Source organism: Bacteroides cutis, assembly GCF_900241005.1.
In the GTDB taxonomy this organism is placed as follows: Bacteria; Bacteroidota; Bacteroidia; order Bacteroidales; family Bacteroidaceae; genus Bacteroides; species Bacteroides cutis.
Genome location: NZ_OEST01000001.1, coordinates 392,873 through 410,684 on the forward strand (window position 1 = coordinate 392,873; position 17,812 = coordinate 410,684).

11 protein-coding genes and 1 pseudogene are annotated in these 17,812 nt (G+C 40.0%); 2 read left to right on the forward strand and 10 right to left on the reverse strand.

Annotation, left to right across the window (positions count from 1 at the left end):
• Window positions 1–16 precede the first annotated feature (16 nt).
• A pseudogene (locus tag C1A09_RS16685) lies at window positions 17–139 on the forward strand (IS5-like element ISRso1 family transposase); the annotation flags it as partial.
• 84 nt (window positions 140–223) lie between these two features.
• Here C1A09_RS16685 and C1A09_RS01525 read toward each other — a convergent pair.
• The 10 genes from C1A09_RS01525 to kduI all read right to left on the reverse strand — a co-directional run bounded on the left by C1A09_RS01525 (window position 224) and on the right by kduI (window position 16,067).
• The gene (locus C1A09_RS01525; RefSeq protein WP_101541974.1) at window positions 224–1,450 is read right to left on the reverse strand and encodes a glycoside hydrolase family 88 protein; all 1,227 of its coding nucleotides are present in this window, start codon (window positions 1,448–1,450) and stop codon (window positions 224–226) included.
• Window positions 1,451–1,476: 26 nt separating this feature from the next.
• Window positions 1,477–3,879, reverse strand: coding sequence for a glycoside hydrolase family 88 protein (locus C1A09_RS01530; RefSeq protein ID WP_233519839.1), 2,403 nt, complete (start codon window positions 3,877–3,879; stop codon window positions 1,477–1,479).
• Window positions 3,880–4,052: 173 nt separating this feature from the next.
• Window positions 4,053–5,882, reverse strand: a complete 1,830-nt coding sequence (locus C1A09_RS01535; protein WP_101541975.1) for a RagB/SusD family nutrient uptake outer membrane protein — start codon at window positions 5,880–5,882, stop codon at window positions 4,053–4,055.
• Window positions 5,883–5,894: 12 nt separating this feature from the next.
• Window positions 5,895–9,308, reverse strand: a complete 3,414-nt coding sequence (locus C1A09_RS01540) for a TonB-dependent receptor (protein WP_101541976.1) — start codon at window positions 9,306–9,308, stop codon at window positions 5,895–5,897.
• Window positions 9,309–9,452: 144 nt separating this feature from the next.
• Window positions 9,453–10,514 carry a FecR family protein gene (locus C1A09_RS01545; protein WP_180949159.1) on the reverse strand — a complete coding sequence of 354 codons (1,062 nt, stop codon included), beginning with the start codon at window positions 10,512–10,514 and terminating at the stop codon, window positions 9,453–9,455.
• Between the two features lie 156 nt (window positions 10,515–10,670).
• A complete protein-coding gene (locus C1A09_RS01550) occupies window positions 10,671–11,255 on the reverse strand; it encodes an RNA polymerase sigma factor (protein WP_101541978.1) in 585 nt (194 codons plus the stop codon).
• An 826-nt stretch (window positions 11,256–12,081) separates the two neighbouring features.
• Window positions 12,082–12,954 carry a hypothetical protein gene (locus C1A09_RS01555; protein ID WP_233519840.1) on the reverse strand — a complete coding sequence of 291 codons (873 nt, stop codon included), beginning with the start codon at window positions 12,952–12,954 and terminating at the stop codon, window positions 12,082–12,084.
• A gap of 39 nt (window positions 12,955–12,993) precedes the next feature.
• Window positions 12,994–14,229, reverse strand: a complete 1,236-nt coding sequence (locus C1A09_RS01560; RefSeq protein ID WP_101541979.1) for a BT3233 family polysaccharide utilization protein — start codon at window positions 14,227–14,229, stop codon at window positions 12,994–12,996.
• Between the two features lie 107 nt (window positions 14,230–14,336).
• Complete coding sequence (locus C1A09_RS01565; protein WP_101541980.1) at window positions 14,337–15,140, reverse strand: gluconate 5-dehydrogenase; 804 nt, start codon at window positions 15,138–15,140, stop codon at window positions 14,337–14,339.
• A gap of 84 nt (window positions 15,141–15,224) precedes the next feature.
• Window positions 15,225–16,067 carry a 5-dehydro-4-deoxy-D-glucuronate isomerase gene (gene kduI, locus C1A09_RS01570; RefSeq protein ID WP_101541981.1) on the reverse strand — a complete coding sequence of 281 codons (843 nt, stop codon included), beginning with the start codon at window positions 16,065–16,067 and terminating at the stop codon, window positions 15,225–15,227.
• A 177-nt stretch (window positions 16,068–16,244) separates the two neighbouring features.
• Between kduI and C1A09_RS01575 the strand changes: the two genes are divergently transcribed.
• A complete protein-coding gene (locus tag C1A09_RS01575; RefSeq protein ID WP_101541982.1) occupies window positions 16,245–17,753 on the forward strand; it encodes a MutS-related protein in 1,509 nt (502 codons plus the stop codon).
• Window positions 17,754–17,812: the final 59 nt, after the last annotated feature.

Sequence of the window (17,812 nt, forward strand, 5' to 3'; positions counted from 1 at the left end):
ACCTAACTGATAAACAGTGGCAAGTTATAGAAAATCATTTAGAGACCGTAAACGAAAACATTCTCTTTTTAATGGTATTTTCTATTTGGTAAAAACCGGCTGTCAATGGTACATGCTTTCTTGTGACTTCGTTCCTTGGAATACAGTCTACTATTATTATCGTAAATGGAAAAATAATGATTCCATAGAGGAAGTGCATGAAAAACATGAAACCAAAGGAATCCTATTTATTCATATACCGCAACAAAGCCTCCAGATAATAATAATCGGCATATACCAACGGTACATCTATTTCATTTCCATGAGGTATGCTTCCCACACAATGCTTCAAGATGAAATTACAGTTTGTCCCCGTTTCTGCCAGATATTCTGGAGAAGACAACGATTTCAAGATATGTTCTGCCGCCTTGGCATATTTTTCTCCATCGGGGATATAATCTGCCAATTCCAAAAAAGCCGAGGCTGCAATCGCCCCAGCCGAAGCGTCACGGGGAACCACCTTGAATTGTTCGGGACAATAATCCCAGTCTGGTACATACCCTTCCTGCCCGGCATTAAAATCCCAATAAGGTACACCGTCTTCCGGCAAATTGGGATGGTTCAACCAGAAGTCAGCCGTGCGAACTGCCATATCCAAAAAATCCTTTCGCTTTGTTTCACGGTATGCCATCGTATATCCATAAATAGCCCATGCCTGGCCGCGTGCCCAAGTTGAATTGTCAGAGAACCCTTGGCAAGTAGCCCGATGAAGTACCCGCCCTGTTTCTTCGTCATAATTCACCACATGATAATTACTGTAATCTTCCCTGAACTGATTACGGGCTGTCGTCTCTGCATGCGTGTTGGCCACGTGTGCAAAAATGGTATCACCAGTCACTTTAGAAGCGAAATACAAAAGTTCTAAGTTCATCATATTATCAATAATCACAGGATAAAACCACTCATCCTTACCATTCCAGGCTTTTCTGTAGTTCCAGGACTCAATACATCCGATCTTTTCATTGAAACGTGTACACAATGAACGAGCTGACTCCACCAAAATATCCTTGTAGATCTCATTACCCGTTAACCGATAAGCATTGCCGAAACTACAATACATCAAGAAACCGATATCATGATGATTAGTCAGCTTCTTTAACGGTTCCAAAGGTTCGGTCCATTTGACAGCAACATCCTTCCATTCCTGCTTCTGTGTATATTCATACATATACCAAAGACATCCGGGATAGAATCCTTCAGTCCAATCATTTATAGGAGTCGCCCTCAGTTTTCCATCTTTCCGTATTGTTCGGGGATATACGATTGGTTCTGATACAGCTTTCAGTTGAGCGGAAAGTTGTTGTTCGGCACGATCAAATCCACTACTAACCCATTGTTGACTTTCGTTTTTATCGCTACATGAAAAAAGTGTACAAGCCAAACATGTTAAAACAATTAAACCCAATTTCATTTTCTTCTCTTTTTAACCTTTTCTTTCTATTTATTTTTCTCTAAATATCGATCTATTTCCGAAGCAATCATTAAAATCTCCCCTACAGAATATTCACGATTATCTTTTTTTTCTACAGATCCCGGTTTAGAAGCAACCAATTGTGTCCACCCCACTTTACCTCCTGTATCTATTGCTTTTACCATAGCTTCCCAACCTTTCTTCACAATAGGAAGATACACATCAACATTTAAAATACCTGCATTGATACCATACAACATAGCGTATGTAAATAGCCCTGTACCACTTGTCTCCGGCATCGGATAAATAGATGGACTTAATAAATCACTACGCCAATAGCCGTCATCACCTTGTAAAGAGGCGACTCTTTCACTCATTTCACGGAATAACTGCTCATAAAACGGACGGAACTTGTTATCATTCAAAGGTAATGTTTTTAAGATTTCCACCAATCCGCCTAATACCCATCCATTACCTCGGCTCCAGAACATCTTCTTTCCTTCTGCATTTCTTTTGTCAAAATAACCAGCATCACGGAAAAATAGACGTTCATCCTTATCATACAAATGTTCATAACAAGCCAAAAACTCCTTATGGACAAATTTCAGGTATTTTTTCTCACCAGTTAAAGTATACAAACGAGTATATACAGAAGGAGCCATGTACAAGGCATCGCACCACCACCAGCGATCACTCGGTCCCTTAGTTATGTCAATATTCTCCAACGGTGGATTGGTTATAATCCAGTCGATACGAGCCTTGGTAGGTATCAGCATTTCTTTCTTTTTGTATTTCGTATACATATCTAAATAAACCTGTCCTACACAATAGTCATCCGCATTATACATTCTATTACCTAATTGCCAAGAAAACCTGGAACATATTTTATGAAGAAAATCCATATAAACATTAGAACCACTCGTATCTGCCCAATCGTATAATCCGCTATAAAGGACTCCACATCTCCATCCTTGGTTAAAGTTTTCCCGACCATGTTGGGAAGCCTTCATCACCCAACGATAAACAGTATCGGCCACCACAGAGACATCTTTCTTATTCCATTCTGCACTGAACCCTTTAGCTTTCTGATTTATACGGATAGCACAGTTATATCTTTTAAAATGTGGATAGTTATAGTTATACATCCACAGAACGGAAGGTTGCCCGACCTTATAATTCCGTACTACATAAGGACGTACATTATCAAGTTCGGATTGTGCCGTAACAGCTTCAGTACGCCATTTTTTATCACCACCAACAAATGTCCATTTCTCTATCTCGAATACATTATTGATAGGACGGGAAGTATAAACAACAGACGGATTTTCATGATCCAAATAAACGCCACCCGAATAATTTTCTTCTGTTTCAAGATAATTCTTATTATTATAATCATTACGCATAAAGCACTGGGCAGCATCCGTTATCTTGTGATTTTCCCACATCTTCCCATTCCATCGGGCATACCAATAGGAATGAATACTATTACCATGTGAAAAACGAGCATAAACCAGTACAGGATTTTCCTCCCGATCAAAAGCAATATCCCAAATCCAAGCCTTATCAAATGTCTTGGTCGCATCATACACTTTATCGGCCAGGGAAGGCATAATACTACCCAATGTATCAGACACCACCGTTCCGTCTGCCTTACATAATTTGCCGTCTTTGTACATCATAAAATAAATGGAGTTGGTAGCACGGTCACGGGGATGGGCATCGGTAAACGCAAAAAATATTTTATTCCTATGATTTGTTGTGATTTTAGTATAGGGACGTCCCGCATTTCCGAATCCCGAGTCATTGCATACAATATTAATGGGATCACTCCATGCCTTCAAATCATCCGTATAGACACAGGTCGGTTTGAAATCACGACCTCTAAAGAACAGATAGACCCGGTTGTTTTCGCTCGACAGCTGAACCGGATTGCTGTAACAGATACCCAAGTTTCCTTTCATTTTCAGATTTATAGATTGCACTTCCTCCCAAGCCGATATATCAGCCGGCCGTTTACTCACTCGATAGTACATCGGTGAGTTCTTTGTTCCACCATGTGCCGAGAAAAAAAGTACCAAACGATTGTCAGAAAGAACCATGATGGAAGGGTTGGCATGGTCATCATAATCTAATCTCTCATACAGTTTATACTGCTGTCTCTCTTGTGTGGATGGGGCATAACTGAAAGCCCAAATACTCCCCTGTTTGTCCACAAAACCTCCGAATATATTGTCGCCTACATAAATGGCACGGGGATCGGAAAACCAGCACCAAGCACCGTCGTTGGTTACTATTTGGTAATCTTCCGAATAGGGAGGAACTATCGTTTCTTGGGCCGCCATCGATTGGGATAATCCGAGTATTGTCAAATAGAACAATACTGCCAAAGCTATTTGATATTGTTTCTTGTAAAGAAAATATTGTACCATGAATTTATTACGTAATTAATATAATTCTAATTTGTGATTACGAATGCCTGAAAATATTCGTTCAAAAGCGGACAATGTCTAAAGTGTTTTTCTATTTTAAAATGGCATGTAATCGCTATTCTTACACATAACTTTGCATAATAGCCACCACATGCCATTTTTCCTGAAAACAATTACCACAATGGGTTTTGTACCATTTGATTACTAATTTGCACTTGGCTTAAAGGTATGGGATACAAATAGTTCTTCTTCTCAAATATGCGATTCTCAATCAATACTTTCTTATAAAAAGCATTTCGGTCACCATTGGGACCAAACATATTCATACCGTAAAAATCGCCACCTTGCTTATAACCATCTTTTTCAGCAACCATCCAACGACGTACATCGAAAAAACGTTGTCCTTCCGTACACAGTTCTACCCGTCGCTCACGACGAACCGCTTCGCGTAATGCTTCCTGATTACCTAAAATTTCAGGACGAATGTCTTGTAGTAGAGGTATACCGGCACGTTTACGTACTTTATCAATGTATTCTAGAATCTTAGGATTAGCGGGGTCGGTTTCTGTCAATACCTCTGCATAAAGCAAATAAAAATCGGCTAAGCGGAAGATGATTGATGGACGATATTGTACTTTAGGACTAGAACCTTGATTGTACAATTTACGACAAGTACGTTTGAATAGTAAATATCCGGTCGCAGGAAAATTCGACGTTTTATCCGCACCGTTTTTAGAACCGTAGTAGAATTCGATGACATTGTTTTTCACCTGCCACTTTTTGCCTTGATAGAATACACTTTGGTAAAAACGTGGTTCCCTATTTATCCATTCATTATAAATGTCTTGTCCACCAACTTTGGTAAATCCAGGTTCCTCCGGATATAAAGGAGATTCTTCAATGCTAAGTCCGTCTTTCATAAAGAAATCATCCACTAATTCCTGCATCACAGCAGCAGTTTGATGTCCTTTTTGCTCGGAGAATGGAGTACATACCCAATCATATCCCCAATCAGGTAATTTGTTGAAAAATGTCTTGGATGAAGCCCAAACAATCTCTTTATTATATTTCATAAATAGATTGTAAAGTGATTGATTCGGATCTTGTTCTTGATAAAGCTCATATTTACCATTGGCAAAATTCAGAAAATTCTCTATGGCAGTTTGAGCTAAATCCCATTTCTTGGGGTCTTTGTCAGGAAACAATCTTTTTCCATCGTGGTTGGTTATCAACAATGCTTCCGCATACTCACCATTGAACAATGGACTGGCAGCTAAAATACGGATTTTGGCAATGATAGCTAAAGCTACTCCCTTGGTAGGTAAAGCAAGACGGTTTTCATCTGTCTCTATTTCCTTGAGCCCACCTTCTTCATTTATCAGTTTCTGCATTTCGTCGCACACATAGTTCACTACTTCGTCTACACTATTTCGAGGAAGATCCAATTCATCCTTATATGGATCTAATACATTGTCATACAATAAAGGTACGGGGCCATATAATTCAAAAAGCAGGTAATAATAGTATGCCCGGAGGAAACGTGCTTGTGCCCTTAACTCCTGCAATTCTTCATCACCTAAAAAGTCAAGCTGATCACCAGCCTGTGGAATAGTATGGCTACATGCTAAAAAAATATTAGCTTGTCTAATCAGTCTATATAAAGTAACCCAACGATGAAATCTTCCGTTACCAGAGTGAAATCCTCCTTGAACCTCATAACCGGCTTCTGTCATATCACCGAAATTCAATTCATCGGACAAGGAAGCCCAAGGATTGCCCAAACCTAATTCTCCACTGACATCTTTTACCCGAATATTTGAATAGTCCGGTATACCTGTAAAAATATTGCGGTGCCAACGACGGGTATATACCGGATCATTGAAAACCTCTTCTTTATTTAAATTACCTGCCAACTCATCAGACACATCAAGAAAACTACATCCTGTGAATAAAAAGAGTATGCTGATGATATAGATATTTTTTATTAAACTCAATGCTTTCATTTTTGTTATAGTTTAAAAGGTGAATTCTACTCCTAAAGTAAATGTACGCGGTAGCGGATATGCCATACCGTCATTCTTGTTCCCCATTTCCGGATCCCACAGACCGATGTGGTCCCATACAGCGATGTTGTATCCCATTAGATAAATTCGAGCAGCCTGCATGCCTATTTTCATTGCTGTTTTGGCCGGTACATTATAACCTACTTCAATGTTCTTCAAACGCAGGAAGCTAGCGTTACGCAACCACCAGGTATTGGCAGAACGATTGTTGAAATTGGATGAAGAATGTAAACGTGGAAAAAGTACATTTTGGCTAGGGTTTTCTTCAGACCAACGGTTCAATGATTGTATACGTGTTCCCGAAGTACGGTCTCCCCATGCAAACGGATGGAAGCCCGGTCCATTGGCTTGTCCTAAAACAGTAGAAGTTTTGCCTGTACCTTGAAAAAAAACACTGGCATAAAAACCTTTGTAGTCTGCGTTCAATCCGAAACCATATACTAATTCCGGGTTCTTTGGATCGGCGGCATAACGAGTCTGGTCATTGGGATTAATAACTCCGTCACCGTTTAAGTCTTTCAACTTAATATCTCCGGGCTCAGTAGATCCCAAGGAGGATACCGGCAGACCAGGTTTTAATTTATAAATCTTTTTCCCGTCCGCATCAGTCGTGATATCGAAATCATCAAAAGTATAAAGACCTTCTGCTATGTACAAATTCCAAGACCCCAAGCGGCTTCCTGTCATATTCATCCAAGGATGGTTTTGCGGCACTTCATCATATTCTAAAATCTTATTCCGAGCAAAAGTCAGATTACCTCGAAATGTCAATCGAACATCCCCGAACTTTTCTGTCATTATCAAACTGGCATCCATACCCTGATTACGTACCTTACCATAATTTTCCCACGGACTTTCTCTGAAACCAGTTAATGAAGGCAAGGTTTTTCTTTGCAATAAGATGTCTGTCCTAAGATTATTAAAATAATCCAATGTCAAATCGATCTTATTGCCAAACAAGCCGATGTCAATACCTACATTCCGTTTGTTCTCTATTTCCCATCCCAAGAGAGGAGCAGCAAAACGTGCTTCCACAATACCATTCCCAACTCCATTCAGCCCTCCATTCGCTCCGATACCGATATTATATCCTCCCGCATCGGTTTTTAGTGTCTCACGATAAAGAAAACGAGCGCCTCCAGTATTATCATTACCAGTCCGTCCGATAGAAACTCTCAACTTCAATTTATTTACCACATTAGTAAAACTTGCGGGCATGAACGGTTCATTACTCAACAGATAGGCCACACCTACTGCAGGGAAAAAACCAAAACGATTACCAGAAGCGAAAGTCTCACTACCTGTATAACCAAAACTTCCCTCTATGAAGTAGCGTTCATCGAAAGAATAAGATGCGCGTCCCACAAAACTCTGCTTACGGTTAGCCAAAGCTTCATTATGGTATTGTTGTTCTTTCTGCATATAGAGTAGCATAGCATTCACCTGATGCTTACCTGCAAACAGACGGTTGTAGCTCAATTGAGTCTCTATGTATATCTTCTTGTCACCGCTATTGCTCTCTGCCGGATCTTTCAAAGAGTTATCTCCTTTTACTACTTGTTTGTAAAGCAGATTCCCGTCTTCATCACGTCCCGTAGCATGATAGGCTGAAGTAGCCTTACTGCGTTTCATAGAATATTGCGAATAAGAGTCAAAGCTCATACGCCCCATCCATTTCAGACCTTTGGTAATAAAATCTAGTTTTTGTTCCAGCTTTACCGTAGATTGTATACTGGTTGTCCATTTTTTCTGATAACCGGTATGAGTTAATAGATTATACGGATTAGTTATGTTAGAGTTTGCTCCATCGGGAGCAGCAACCGTACCATCCAAATAATACATTGGTGTTAAATGGGGAGCTGAATAGGATAATTTGGTAAAAATATCATTAGTACTTGTACCAGGTTGGTTGAGTTGAGAATATTGCCCACTTAAGTCAATACTAAGCAAAGTGGTTTTACTAACATCAATATCAATATTGCTGCGCAGGTTATAACGGGTCAATCCTATATTGGAGTCATACTCCTCCATACTGTTGTCCTTGAAAATACCACTTTCATGGAAATAAGCACCAGATACAAAGTAGCGGGCTTTCCCGGAACCACCCCGCACATTTAAAGTAATGCGCTGATTAAATGTATGATTTTTTAACATATCAAACCAGTCTGTATCCGGATATAGTTCCGGATCTTCTCCTGAAGCATATTTAGCTATAAGGTCACTTTTATACATTTCGGGCAAACCATCATTGCGACGTGCTTCGTTAAACAACGTCATATGGTCTACCGCTCCCAACATTTCCGGTAGACGTGTCGGGGTAGCCATACCAAACTCACCACGGAAAGATATTCTGGGCTTTTCAGCTTTACCACGTTTAGATGTAATCAAGATAACACCGTTGGCACCTTCAGCACCATAGACTGCTGTAGCAGCAGCATCTTTCAGTACAGTGAAGGTTTCGATTTCGTCCGGTTCAATGTCCTGCATATTACGGGGAGCACCATCCACTAATACCAACGGATTAGTACCTCCGGCAAACGAACTGGTACCACGAATCCAAAACTCCGCATTATCATTGCCGGGTTCACCATTACGCTGAATGGCAATCAGACCGGCAATCTGCCCAGCAAGATTATTAGTTAGATTTCGAGTCGGAGCCTTAATTTCACTGGCTGAAACAGTATTTACGGAACTGACCACTCCACTCTTTTTCTGTTGACCATAACCTATAATTACCACATCCTCCAGCATCTTACTATCTTCTTTCAAGGTGACGGTTACAGTAGAACGTCCATTTACTTTTATCTCCTGGGTCACATACCCAACATAAGACACACGCAATATCGTTTCATCAGAAGGAACCATGATACTATATAAACCATCTACGTCAGTCACCACTCCAGTTGTAGAACCTTTAATCATGACTGTGGCACCAATAATCGGAACACCTACTTCATCTTTGACAATGCCTCTTACCTCTTTTCTTTTGTTGGATTGTTGAGCAGTTTCTACCGAAGACGTCTTAGTTAAGATTATTTGTCTATTGTTGACAGTATAACCCACACCATATTTCGGTAATATTTTATCTAAAATTTCATTGACAGTCTCATTCTCAGCCTTGACAGATACCTTTTCTTTAGGATTTATCACTTTGTCAGAATAGAAAAAAACGAATTCGCTTTCATTCTCAATACGGTCGAATACAGATTGGATACGGACATTGTTCAGTGAAAACGTAAAATGGATTTGTTGTGCATAGTCTTTTTCATTGGCAAATAAAATCGATGATATACACGCAAAACTTAAAAAAAGCAGAAATCTTGTCTTTTTAACATTCCTGCTAAATGTTTTTCTTTTGTTTTTCATAAATTTGTATGATTTATAAAACTACTTGTAAATAGATTGGTTTTGTAAGTTCTCATCCGAATCATACTAGCACTATGGTTCGGATGCTTTTTTCTAGATGTACTATGTTTTCATAATTTAAGAATTAAGGGTTAATAAAATATCTCAAGGGTTTCTCACGAAATTGTATCCATCACCTTTCTTCTCACAACGTAACCCCGCCGCACTACTGATTACAGCCAGTACATCTTCCAACGGTTCATTGATATCTAATTTCCCGAATAATCGGATACCTTGGACTTCGGGAGAACAATAGAAAGGTCTACCATAAAACCGATGTAATCTTTGGGTAGCCATACCTACCGTCTCTCCTTCAAACAAAAGTATGCCTTCACGCCAAATGATGTATTTATCTACATCTACTGTACTTTTATCTTTATAATGTCCGGAGACCAGCACTGTCCGTTCATTGGGTATCATACGAACTATGTGTTTGGCTTTATCAGCTACTTCTACCAGCCCCCGCTGCAATACCACCTCTGTCTGTAAATCCGAATCATAATTGCGGACATTAAAGGCTGTACCAAGTACGCGGACATCGCAACGGGAAGTATGTACAATGAAAGGTACTGTCTTTTCTATACTTTTCACATCAATGAAAATTTCTCCATTCACAAATATCTCCCGTTTCTCTTTAGAAAAGGTAATCGGATATATTACTTCACTACCTGAGTTTACATCCAATACAGATCCGTCCGAAAGAGTCAAACGTATATGTTTACCCAAAGGAACTAACAAACGGTTATATTTTATTGCTTCCGTATCCTCATTCTTTTCCTTGATGGTGGTATTTGTGATTTCTTCCGCATTTAATCGCTCGGAGTCTATATATACCAATCCCTGATGGTCGTAAGCCAAATTTTTTGACTCTTTTTTCAATGAAATGCTAGTTCCTGATGCAGTGATCAGCTGTACACGATCTGACACATTTACTTCTTCCTGCTGCAGGTTGACCACATAGTCCATTATTCCAGTCTCAGATTCCTTTAAAATGGGAAGCAAAAATAATACTCCTGATAACATAGCTGCAATTGTACTCCAAATACTTATTCGGCGTATCTTTGCCTGCCTACGACTGCGAATAATACGCTGCCATACCTCTTCTTTCTGAAAGATATGTTGCTCTTTCTCCTTATTTTGGAGAAAAACGAATAATTGTTCTGACATAAAATCATTTTGTTTATCGGTCTGCTTCATATTCTTTTTTGGAGTTATATATATAAGAGTGAAAAGTTCTGTTTTACTCCTCACTTTTTTTTAATATTTTATCAATCCATAGGATTTCATCTTTAGAGTCTACTTAAATAATGTGGAAACAGGCTCTTATACATCTTTCATCAAATGGCGTAATTTCACGATAGCACGTCCCACCAAGTTCATGCAAGAGTGCGTAGAAATTCCCATAATCTCTTCCATCTCTTCCCAATTCATTTCTTTGATGAACCGCAGGTAGATGGCATGACGTTGGTTGGCATTTAATTTATCGTAACTTTGACGCAACTTATGTATTCTATCCATTTCCCAGTCATCATGACCGAAAAGACGGAATAATTCTTCTTCCGAAATCGATAATTCAAAATTCAACTCTTCTACCCCTATATTCCGCTCCTTATCCTGCAAAACTGCTATGATATTGTTCCGGATAGACATCAGTAAATAAGACGTGACATTACGAATGGGGGAGGACTTACGCAAATTGTAGAGGGCTAAAAACAAATTTTGGATACAATCTTTTACCAACTCTTCATCCGAACACAAGTGCATACCATAATTATAAAGGGAGTCAAAATGTCTGCTATATAAAAGGGACAATGCAGATTCATCTTTGTGCAACATCATCTTCCAAAGAACTTCGTCACTCAAAGTCTCTTCATCTTGTTCCTTATTGTTTTCCTTAAATGTTTTCATAGTAAAAAATAGTCTTTAACTTGTTTCTTATCACTTACATTTTAAAAATAGAGTTTTTTTGAAAAAATGAGACAATTTAAATTTATTCTTTCAAATTATAATATTAATAAGCAATACCTTTTTTCTCAATTAACATTACTGTGTAACGTCATGATATTTATTGTTGGTAAGTATTTCCTCAGCGAAATCTACTTCCTTTTAACATTCTGATACAAGGATAAAATAAAAAGTTAAACTCCTATTAAAAAATGATTGCAATAAAAAACAAAAAAGCTTCCATATCTGCTCAATAACTACTTTATTTGATTATAATAAAGATGTATCTTCCGGATTTTAACGGAAATCGACTGGCAATATATAACAAAAGTGTTGAACCTGCAAGTAAGAAAGCGAAAATGTAATTTATGCATAATATGGAATACTATATTTCATTTAGTGAAAACGGAGTGTCTTGAAATTTTTGATTCACGTCATGAAAAGTAACATAGTCATGTATGGACGGTACAGAATCAAGACATGGGGTACAGAGTTAATATAATAGATAGTCAAAGTGTTAAGTAGAGAAATAGATAGTAGAAATGTTTATCTGCTAATGAGAGCATTAAAAGAATTTTGTCCGGGAATAAAAGGTATACCGGCAGACAAATGGGTAAGGACAGGAGATACTACCGAAACTATGAACCAACATTCGATTCGTAAAAGAAATGGTCAAAATATCAGTTTTAAGATTATTATCGAAGATAATTTAAACAGATACGTATAGACCGAAGGCTTGCATCTGTTAGTCTCAGATGCAAGCCTTCGTTTTATTATAAAAGAAAGAAGCTTATGCTGTTTTCTCAACTTCGTTCTCCAGTCCCAGAAGCACCATAGTCCATCCCTTGAACACCAGATAAAGCGCTACCAAAGAGATCAGTCCGACAATCATACCCGTCAACGGGAAGAGGTCGATAACCGCAGCTACCAGCAAAACGATCATACTGATACGCAACTTACCTGCACCTTCCTGTCCCTCTGTGCCAAGCGAGACAGACTGCTTCATATTGCCATATCCCAGAAACTCAAAGATAAACCCGATAATCAACAGAATACCTGCAATGATACCTCCCAACAAAGGGATCCAGCCGAATATCACAGCTACAATGCCCAGTATCACAGCTATCTTCAAACGTGAAACACCTTTAACACCATCAGCATCCAAAGAGTCTTTCAGTTTACCCAGCCCGATGAAGTAGAGTACCAAGCCTACCAATGCAGCAATACCGGTCATGGTTGTATCGCCTATACCATCATAAACATGCAGTAATATGGCTATCAGAATAAGATAAGCTCCCTGGCTGCCCCAACTCTTCCATTGTATGCCCAAGTTACCCTTACTCATAAACAAAGCAACCAACAAAGCTACCAGAGCAATATAATCCAACCATCCCGGCATATCAGGAATCAATGTTAACAAAGCAATAAGCATACCTCCTCCGGCAATTGCCAGAAATGGCGTCGGAACCGGACCTGCTTCCTTATGGAAACTATACAACGCCATCGCACCACCGATGATACCTACAAGCTTACAGCAGAACACCGGAATGTCAAAATCGGGTATACCGATAATCGATCCTAAATCCGGCAACAAAGTACACAACAATAATAACATGCAGAATTGCAATTGCAAGAATTTCTGCTTCTTTACTTTTTCTTCCATAATATTAGATAGTTTAAAATTATAAATAAATTGGTTGATTTACTTACTTATAGATACTGTCAACGGATTGCGTACCTTCTGCGCAAAGTCCGCCATATATTGGTTCCAAGCCTCGGGAGTCTTGATATCTGCCTTATTCCAGGCAAATCCCCAGTAGTATACATAATCGGAACCCGGCTCGTAATCACTGATAGCGAGTACATGTCCGTCGGCATTATTACGTTGTTTCTTCTCCTGTTCTGAGAAAAGAACAGCTTTAGCTTCTTTTACAACCGTAGGTACAGCAGCCCCCATAAAGATCTTACCGTTATTAGGACCATTAGTCGGATCTACGTATGTGATGTATCCATCGGCAGCATTTGTAACCACAGCCCCGTCCGGTTCGTGCAACACGATACCTGCAGCAATCGGAAGAGCTTCTTTCAAGTTACTATAAGACACTGCAGTCTTGTTCAGATGAGAACCTGCATCCAACGTAATCAAACGAGTCTCTACAACTGTTGTGTCACCTTTTACATTCAGGGGATTGAACACCAGCTTTGCAGTGAAACGCAACGGACCGTTATCCAAGATTTCCTGGTCTTTATAACACCACGGATAAACGATGGTGTCGTTCACCATCAATGCAGCTACCCCGGCTCCGAGCGTAGGACCTACCGCATAGCAGTCCATACCATGTCCATGATCGATATGATAAGACATTTCACGCAGAAGCTTACCGGCAGTCTTCGGGTCGGTCTTTTTCAGTTCATTCAGTTCGGCACGTCTTGCTTTGTCTGTTTCTTTAGCATACATGGCTTCCAACATGGGCTCGGTCGTATCTCTTTTGGTAAACAGGTCGTAGCCATAGCCACGCTCACCTTTTGCCTGCAAGGCCGGACCGTAAGCACGGAAAGCTACAAGATCATTTTCCCAAGCAACGTCATCGAGACGATTAGGATAATATTTACCACAAGCCTTTACGTCGAAAGTCTCGGGAATACCTGCTTTGATAGTATAAACGACATTGCCATTGGCAGCTACCGTAACCGGAAAGATAACTTTCTCATCGTATGTAATCTGATAGGGCACTTGTCTGCCATCAGCATTCAAGACTACGATCTGCGCCGTGTCTGCCAGGTTCAGTTGATTGGAGATTTCGGCCATAGACACCTCTACTATTTCGTTAGAGCGCTCCATAGCCAACGGATTGGTAACTGTTACAGTTACTGTCTTGCTTTCACTGCAAGCGAAGCAAAACATAGCCGTCATACATAATAAAAGGAGTTTTTTCATTGAATTGAGAATGGAGAATAAATAATCAGAAATGAATAATAATGAAAATGGATAATTGAAAAACGGGGAGCCCCATTATCAATTATCCATTTTCAATTATCAATTACTTATTTAGGTTGTTTTCCGATATAAGCCAGGATACCGCCGTCTACATAAAGGATATGTCCGTTAACAGCGTTAGAAGCTTCAGAAGCAAGGAACACAGCAGGACCAGTCAGTTCTTCGGGATCCAACCAACGGCCGGCCGGAGTCTTGGCACAAATGAATGTATCGAACGGATGACGGCTACCGTCGGCTTGCTTTTCACGCAGAGGAGCAGTTTGAGGAGTAGCGATATAACCCGGACCGATACCATTACATTGGATGTTGTATTCGCCATATTCAGAGCAAATATTACGGGTCAACATCTTCAAGCCACCCTTAGCGGCAGCGTATGCAGATACAGTCTCACGGCCAAGTTCGGACATCATAGAGCAGATGTTGATAATCTTACCGTGACCTTTCTTCATCATAGCAGGCAACACAGCCTTAGAAACGATGAACGGAGCATTCAAGTCAATATCAATAACTCTACGGAAGTCGGCAGCTTCCATTTCGTGCATAGGTACACGACGAATGATACCGGCATTGTTTACAAGGATATCGATAGTGCCTACTTCTTTCTCAATAGTAGCTACCATAGCCTGTACGGCAGGTTCGTCAGTTACGTCACATACATAACCGTGAGCTTTGATGCCTTTAGCAGCGTATGAAGCTAAACCTTTGTCTACTAATTCCTGGTTGATGTCGTTGAAACAGATTTTTGCACCTTGTTCTGCAAAAGCTGAAGCGATAGCAAAACCGATACCATAAGAAGCACCTGTAACGAGGGCTACTTTACCTTCCAAAGAAAAATTCAAATACTGATTCATGATGTTTATTTATTTTAGGTTGAAAAATGTTATTACAAATTATTATCTAAAACACAAACGGCACAGCCGCCTCACTTGTTATTCTTACTTTAAATCGGTAATCAAAGAGAAGTCCTGATCGCCATAATCCAGGTTCTCGCCACCCATACCCCATATAAAAGTATAATTATGAGTCGCAGCGGCAGAATGGATAGACCATTCGGGAGACAAGACAGCCTGATCGCCCTTCATCCACACATGGCGTGTCTCGTCTACTTCACCCATAAAGTGGCAAATGGCATGTTCTTCGGGAATTTCAAAATAGAAGTAAGCTTCCATACGGCGGCTATGTACATGCGCAGGCATCGTATTCCATACACTGCCCGGAGCCAATTCCGTCATACCCATCTGCAACTGGCAGGTAGGCAACACCTGGTTCACTAACATCTTGTTGATGTTACGGTGATTAGAACCTTCCAAGCTACCCATTTCGGCAACTACAGCTTCTTTTTTCGTCACTCTCTTATCAGGATAGTTGCGATGAGCAGTCACGGAATTAAAATAGAACTTAGCGGGTTTGGCAGCATCCAGGCTCTCGAAAGTGACTTCACGATCGCCCGAGCCCAAGTAAAGCGCCTCTTTATAATCAAGTTCGAACACAGCGTTTCCGGCTTTCACAATGCCGGGACCACCTACATTGAATATACCCATTTCGCGACGGGTCAGAAAATAAGGAGCTTTCAGAGGATCGATAGCCTCAAGGCTCAGTACCTCGCCTGCCGGCATGGCACCACCTACCACCATACGGTCGTACATGGAATATACCATATTAACTTCGTTCGGGGAGAATACCTTCTCTATGAGGAAATCGCGACGTATTCTTTTTGTATCATAACTCTTCGCATCTTCGGGATGCGCGGCATAGCGAATTTCATAGTTCGTTTTCATGATTTTATTACGTTTTAAGTTATAAAGTCAGTTACCTGATTGCACGTCGTTTACGTACACGATGCAAATGTAGCAAAAGAAAACGGCAATGCATTGCTTTTTTGTTCCAATTATCTGTCAATATTGTACAAAGAAAGAAAAAATCCATTAGTTTTGCAATCAACCTACATAAAGAAAATGAATAATCTATCTGAAATATCCGGATATCTCCATTTTAAGGAAAAACACGACAAGTTGATCTTACCGGCAAATTGTGCGGAAGATTTAAATCTGAATGAGTTATTTGGAAGGCTGGACAACTGCCACTCGTGCATAGGCCAGCAATATTTATATTATTTTCTATTATCCGGGAAAGATTCGGGCATGGGCAAACAGGAAAAACTCATCGCAACTTTATCTACCGATAGTGAACTACGTAACTTCCTGACAAAGACACTGGATAAGCTAAAACATCCGGATGCTTATTCCATAGCATCCATTCTGGAAAACCCGGTTATCAACATGTCCCAATGGGAGAAACGTTGTATTCAGATTTGCCGTTTTCTCCCTTTACTGTTTCTTGCCTTGCTGCTCATTAACCATTCGCTGATAATTCTTATTCCGCTTATCTGCTCATTCCTTGCAAATATTTTCCTGCACTATCACAACAAAGCTAAAATACAAGAATACTACTTCTCCATTCCGCAGCTTCTTCAACTGATTAAAAAGGCGGAGCAATTGGCACAAAGACAGGAATTATCCGCCACCAGTCCTGAAATCGCAAACGACCTCAAAGTCGTGAAAGGACTGAAACGATATATCTCTTATTTCCGTTTCAACCTTCGCCTGGAGAGCGATATGGCTATTATAGCCTATCTCATCGCCGAACAAGTACGGATATTCTTTCTGTACGAAGCTTACGCAGTGTTTAGGACTTCCGACTTATTGAAAGACAAGATTTATGCCATCCACAACATTTACCGTTTCGTAGGTTTCCTTGATATGATTGTTTCTGTAACAGAACTTAGGGAAACATTACCTTACTACTGTCTACCCGGAAAGAACAGTGAAGGAGAACGGTTACGTGCACAAGCGGTATATCATCCTTTAATAAAAGATTGCATAGCAAACGACCTTGTTTTGCATGACAAATCCGCACTGATAACCGGTTCGAACATGTCCGGTAAAACAAGTTTCATCCGTACCATCGGCATTAATCTATTGGCAGCCAAAGTTCTGGATACTTGTTTCGCCCGATGTTTTGAAATAGATACCGACTTGATTTTACTCTCGTCCATCCGCCAGAACGACAACCTTGCAGAAGGCAAAAGTTACTTCATGCAAGAAGTTCTGACCATCAAAGATTTTGTCAACCAAAGCAATGGTAATTGCATGTTCCTTTTGGATGAGTTATTCAAAGGCACCAATACCCAAGAAAGAATTGCCATCACGCAAGCCGTTCTTTCCTGGCTGGCAGAAAAAGGGAATTTAGTCCTCACCTCTTCACACGATATAAAACTTTCCAACCTTTTAAGTAACAATTACAAGTCATATCATTTCTGCGAGGCTGTAAAAGAAGATGTTTTATACTTTGACTACAAGCTAAAGACAGGAATTACAACAGAACGAAACGCCATCAAGTTATTGGAAAGTTGCGGATATCCTCCCGAACTGACTCGAAGCGCACACTTATATCTTTCCGATTAAATCGGCCTACATTCCAACCTTTGTTTTAACGCTTGTGCCACCATATTGGCACAACTTTG

Coding starts and splice junctions, on each gene's coding strand:
- C1A09_RS01525 (WP_101541974.1), bottom strand. CDS start 1,450: ATGAAATTGGGTTTAATTGTTTTAACATGTTTGGCTTGTACACTTTTT.
- C1A09_RS01530 (WP_233519839.1), bottom strand. CDS start 3,879: ATGGTACAATATTTTCTTTACAAGAAACAATATCAAATAGCTTTGGCA.
- C1A09_RS01535 (WP_101541975.1), bottom strand. CDS start 5,882: ATGAAAGCATTGAGTTTAATAAAAAATATCTATATCATCAGCATACTC.
- C1A09_RS01540 (WP_101541976.1), bottom strand. CDS start 9,308: ATGAAAAACAAAAGAAAAACATTTAGCAGGAATGTTAAAAAGACAAGA.
- C1A09_RS01545 (WP_180949159.1), bottom strand. CDS start 10,514: ATGTCAGAACAATTATTCGTTTTTCTCCAAAATAAGGAGAAAGAGCAA.
- C1A09_RS01550 (WP_101541978.1), bottom strand. CDS start 11,255: ATGAAAACATTTAAGGAAAACAATAAGGAACAAGATGAAGAGACTTTG.
- C1A09_RS01555 (WP_233519840.1), bottom strand. CDS start 12,954: ATGGAAGAAAAAGTAAAGAAGCAGAAATTCTTGCAATTGCAATTCTGC.
- C1A09_RS01560 (WP_101541979.1), bottom strand. CDS start 14,229: ATGAAAAAACTCCTTTTATTATGTATGACGGCTATGTTTTGCTTCGCT.
- C1A09_RS01565 (WP_101541980.1), bottom strand. CDS start 15,140: ATGAATCAGTATTTGAATTTTTCTTTGGAAGGTAAAGTAGCCCTCGTT.
- kduI (WP_101541981.1), bottom strand. CDS start 16,067: ATGAAAACGAACTATGAAATTCGCTATGCCGCGCATCCCGAAGATGCG.
- C1A09_RS01575 (WP_101541982.1), top strand. CDS start 16,245: ATGAATAATCTATCTGAAATATCCGGATATCTCCATTTTAAGGAAAAA.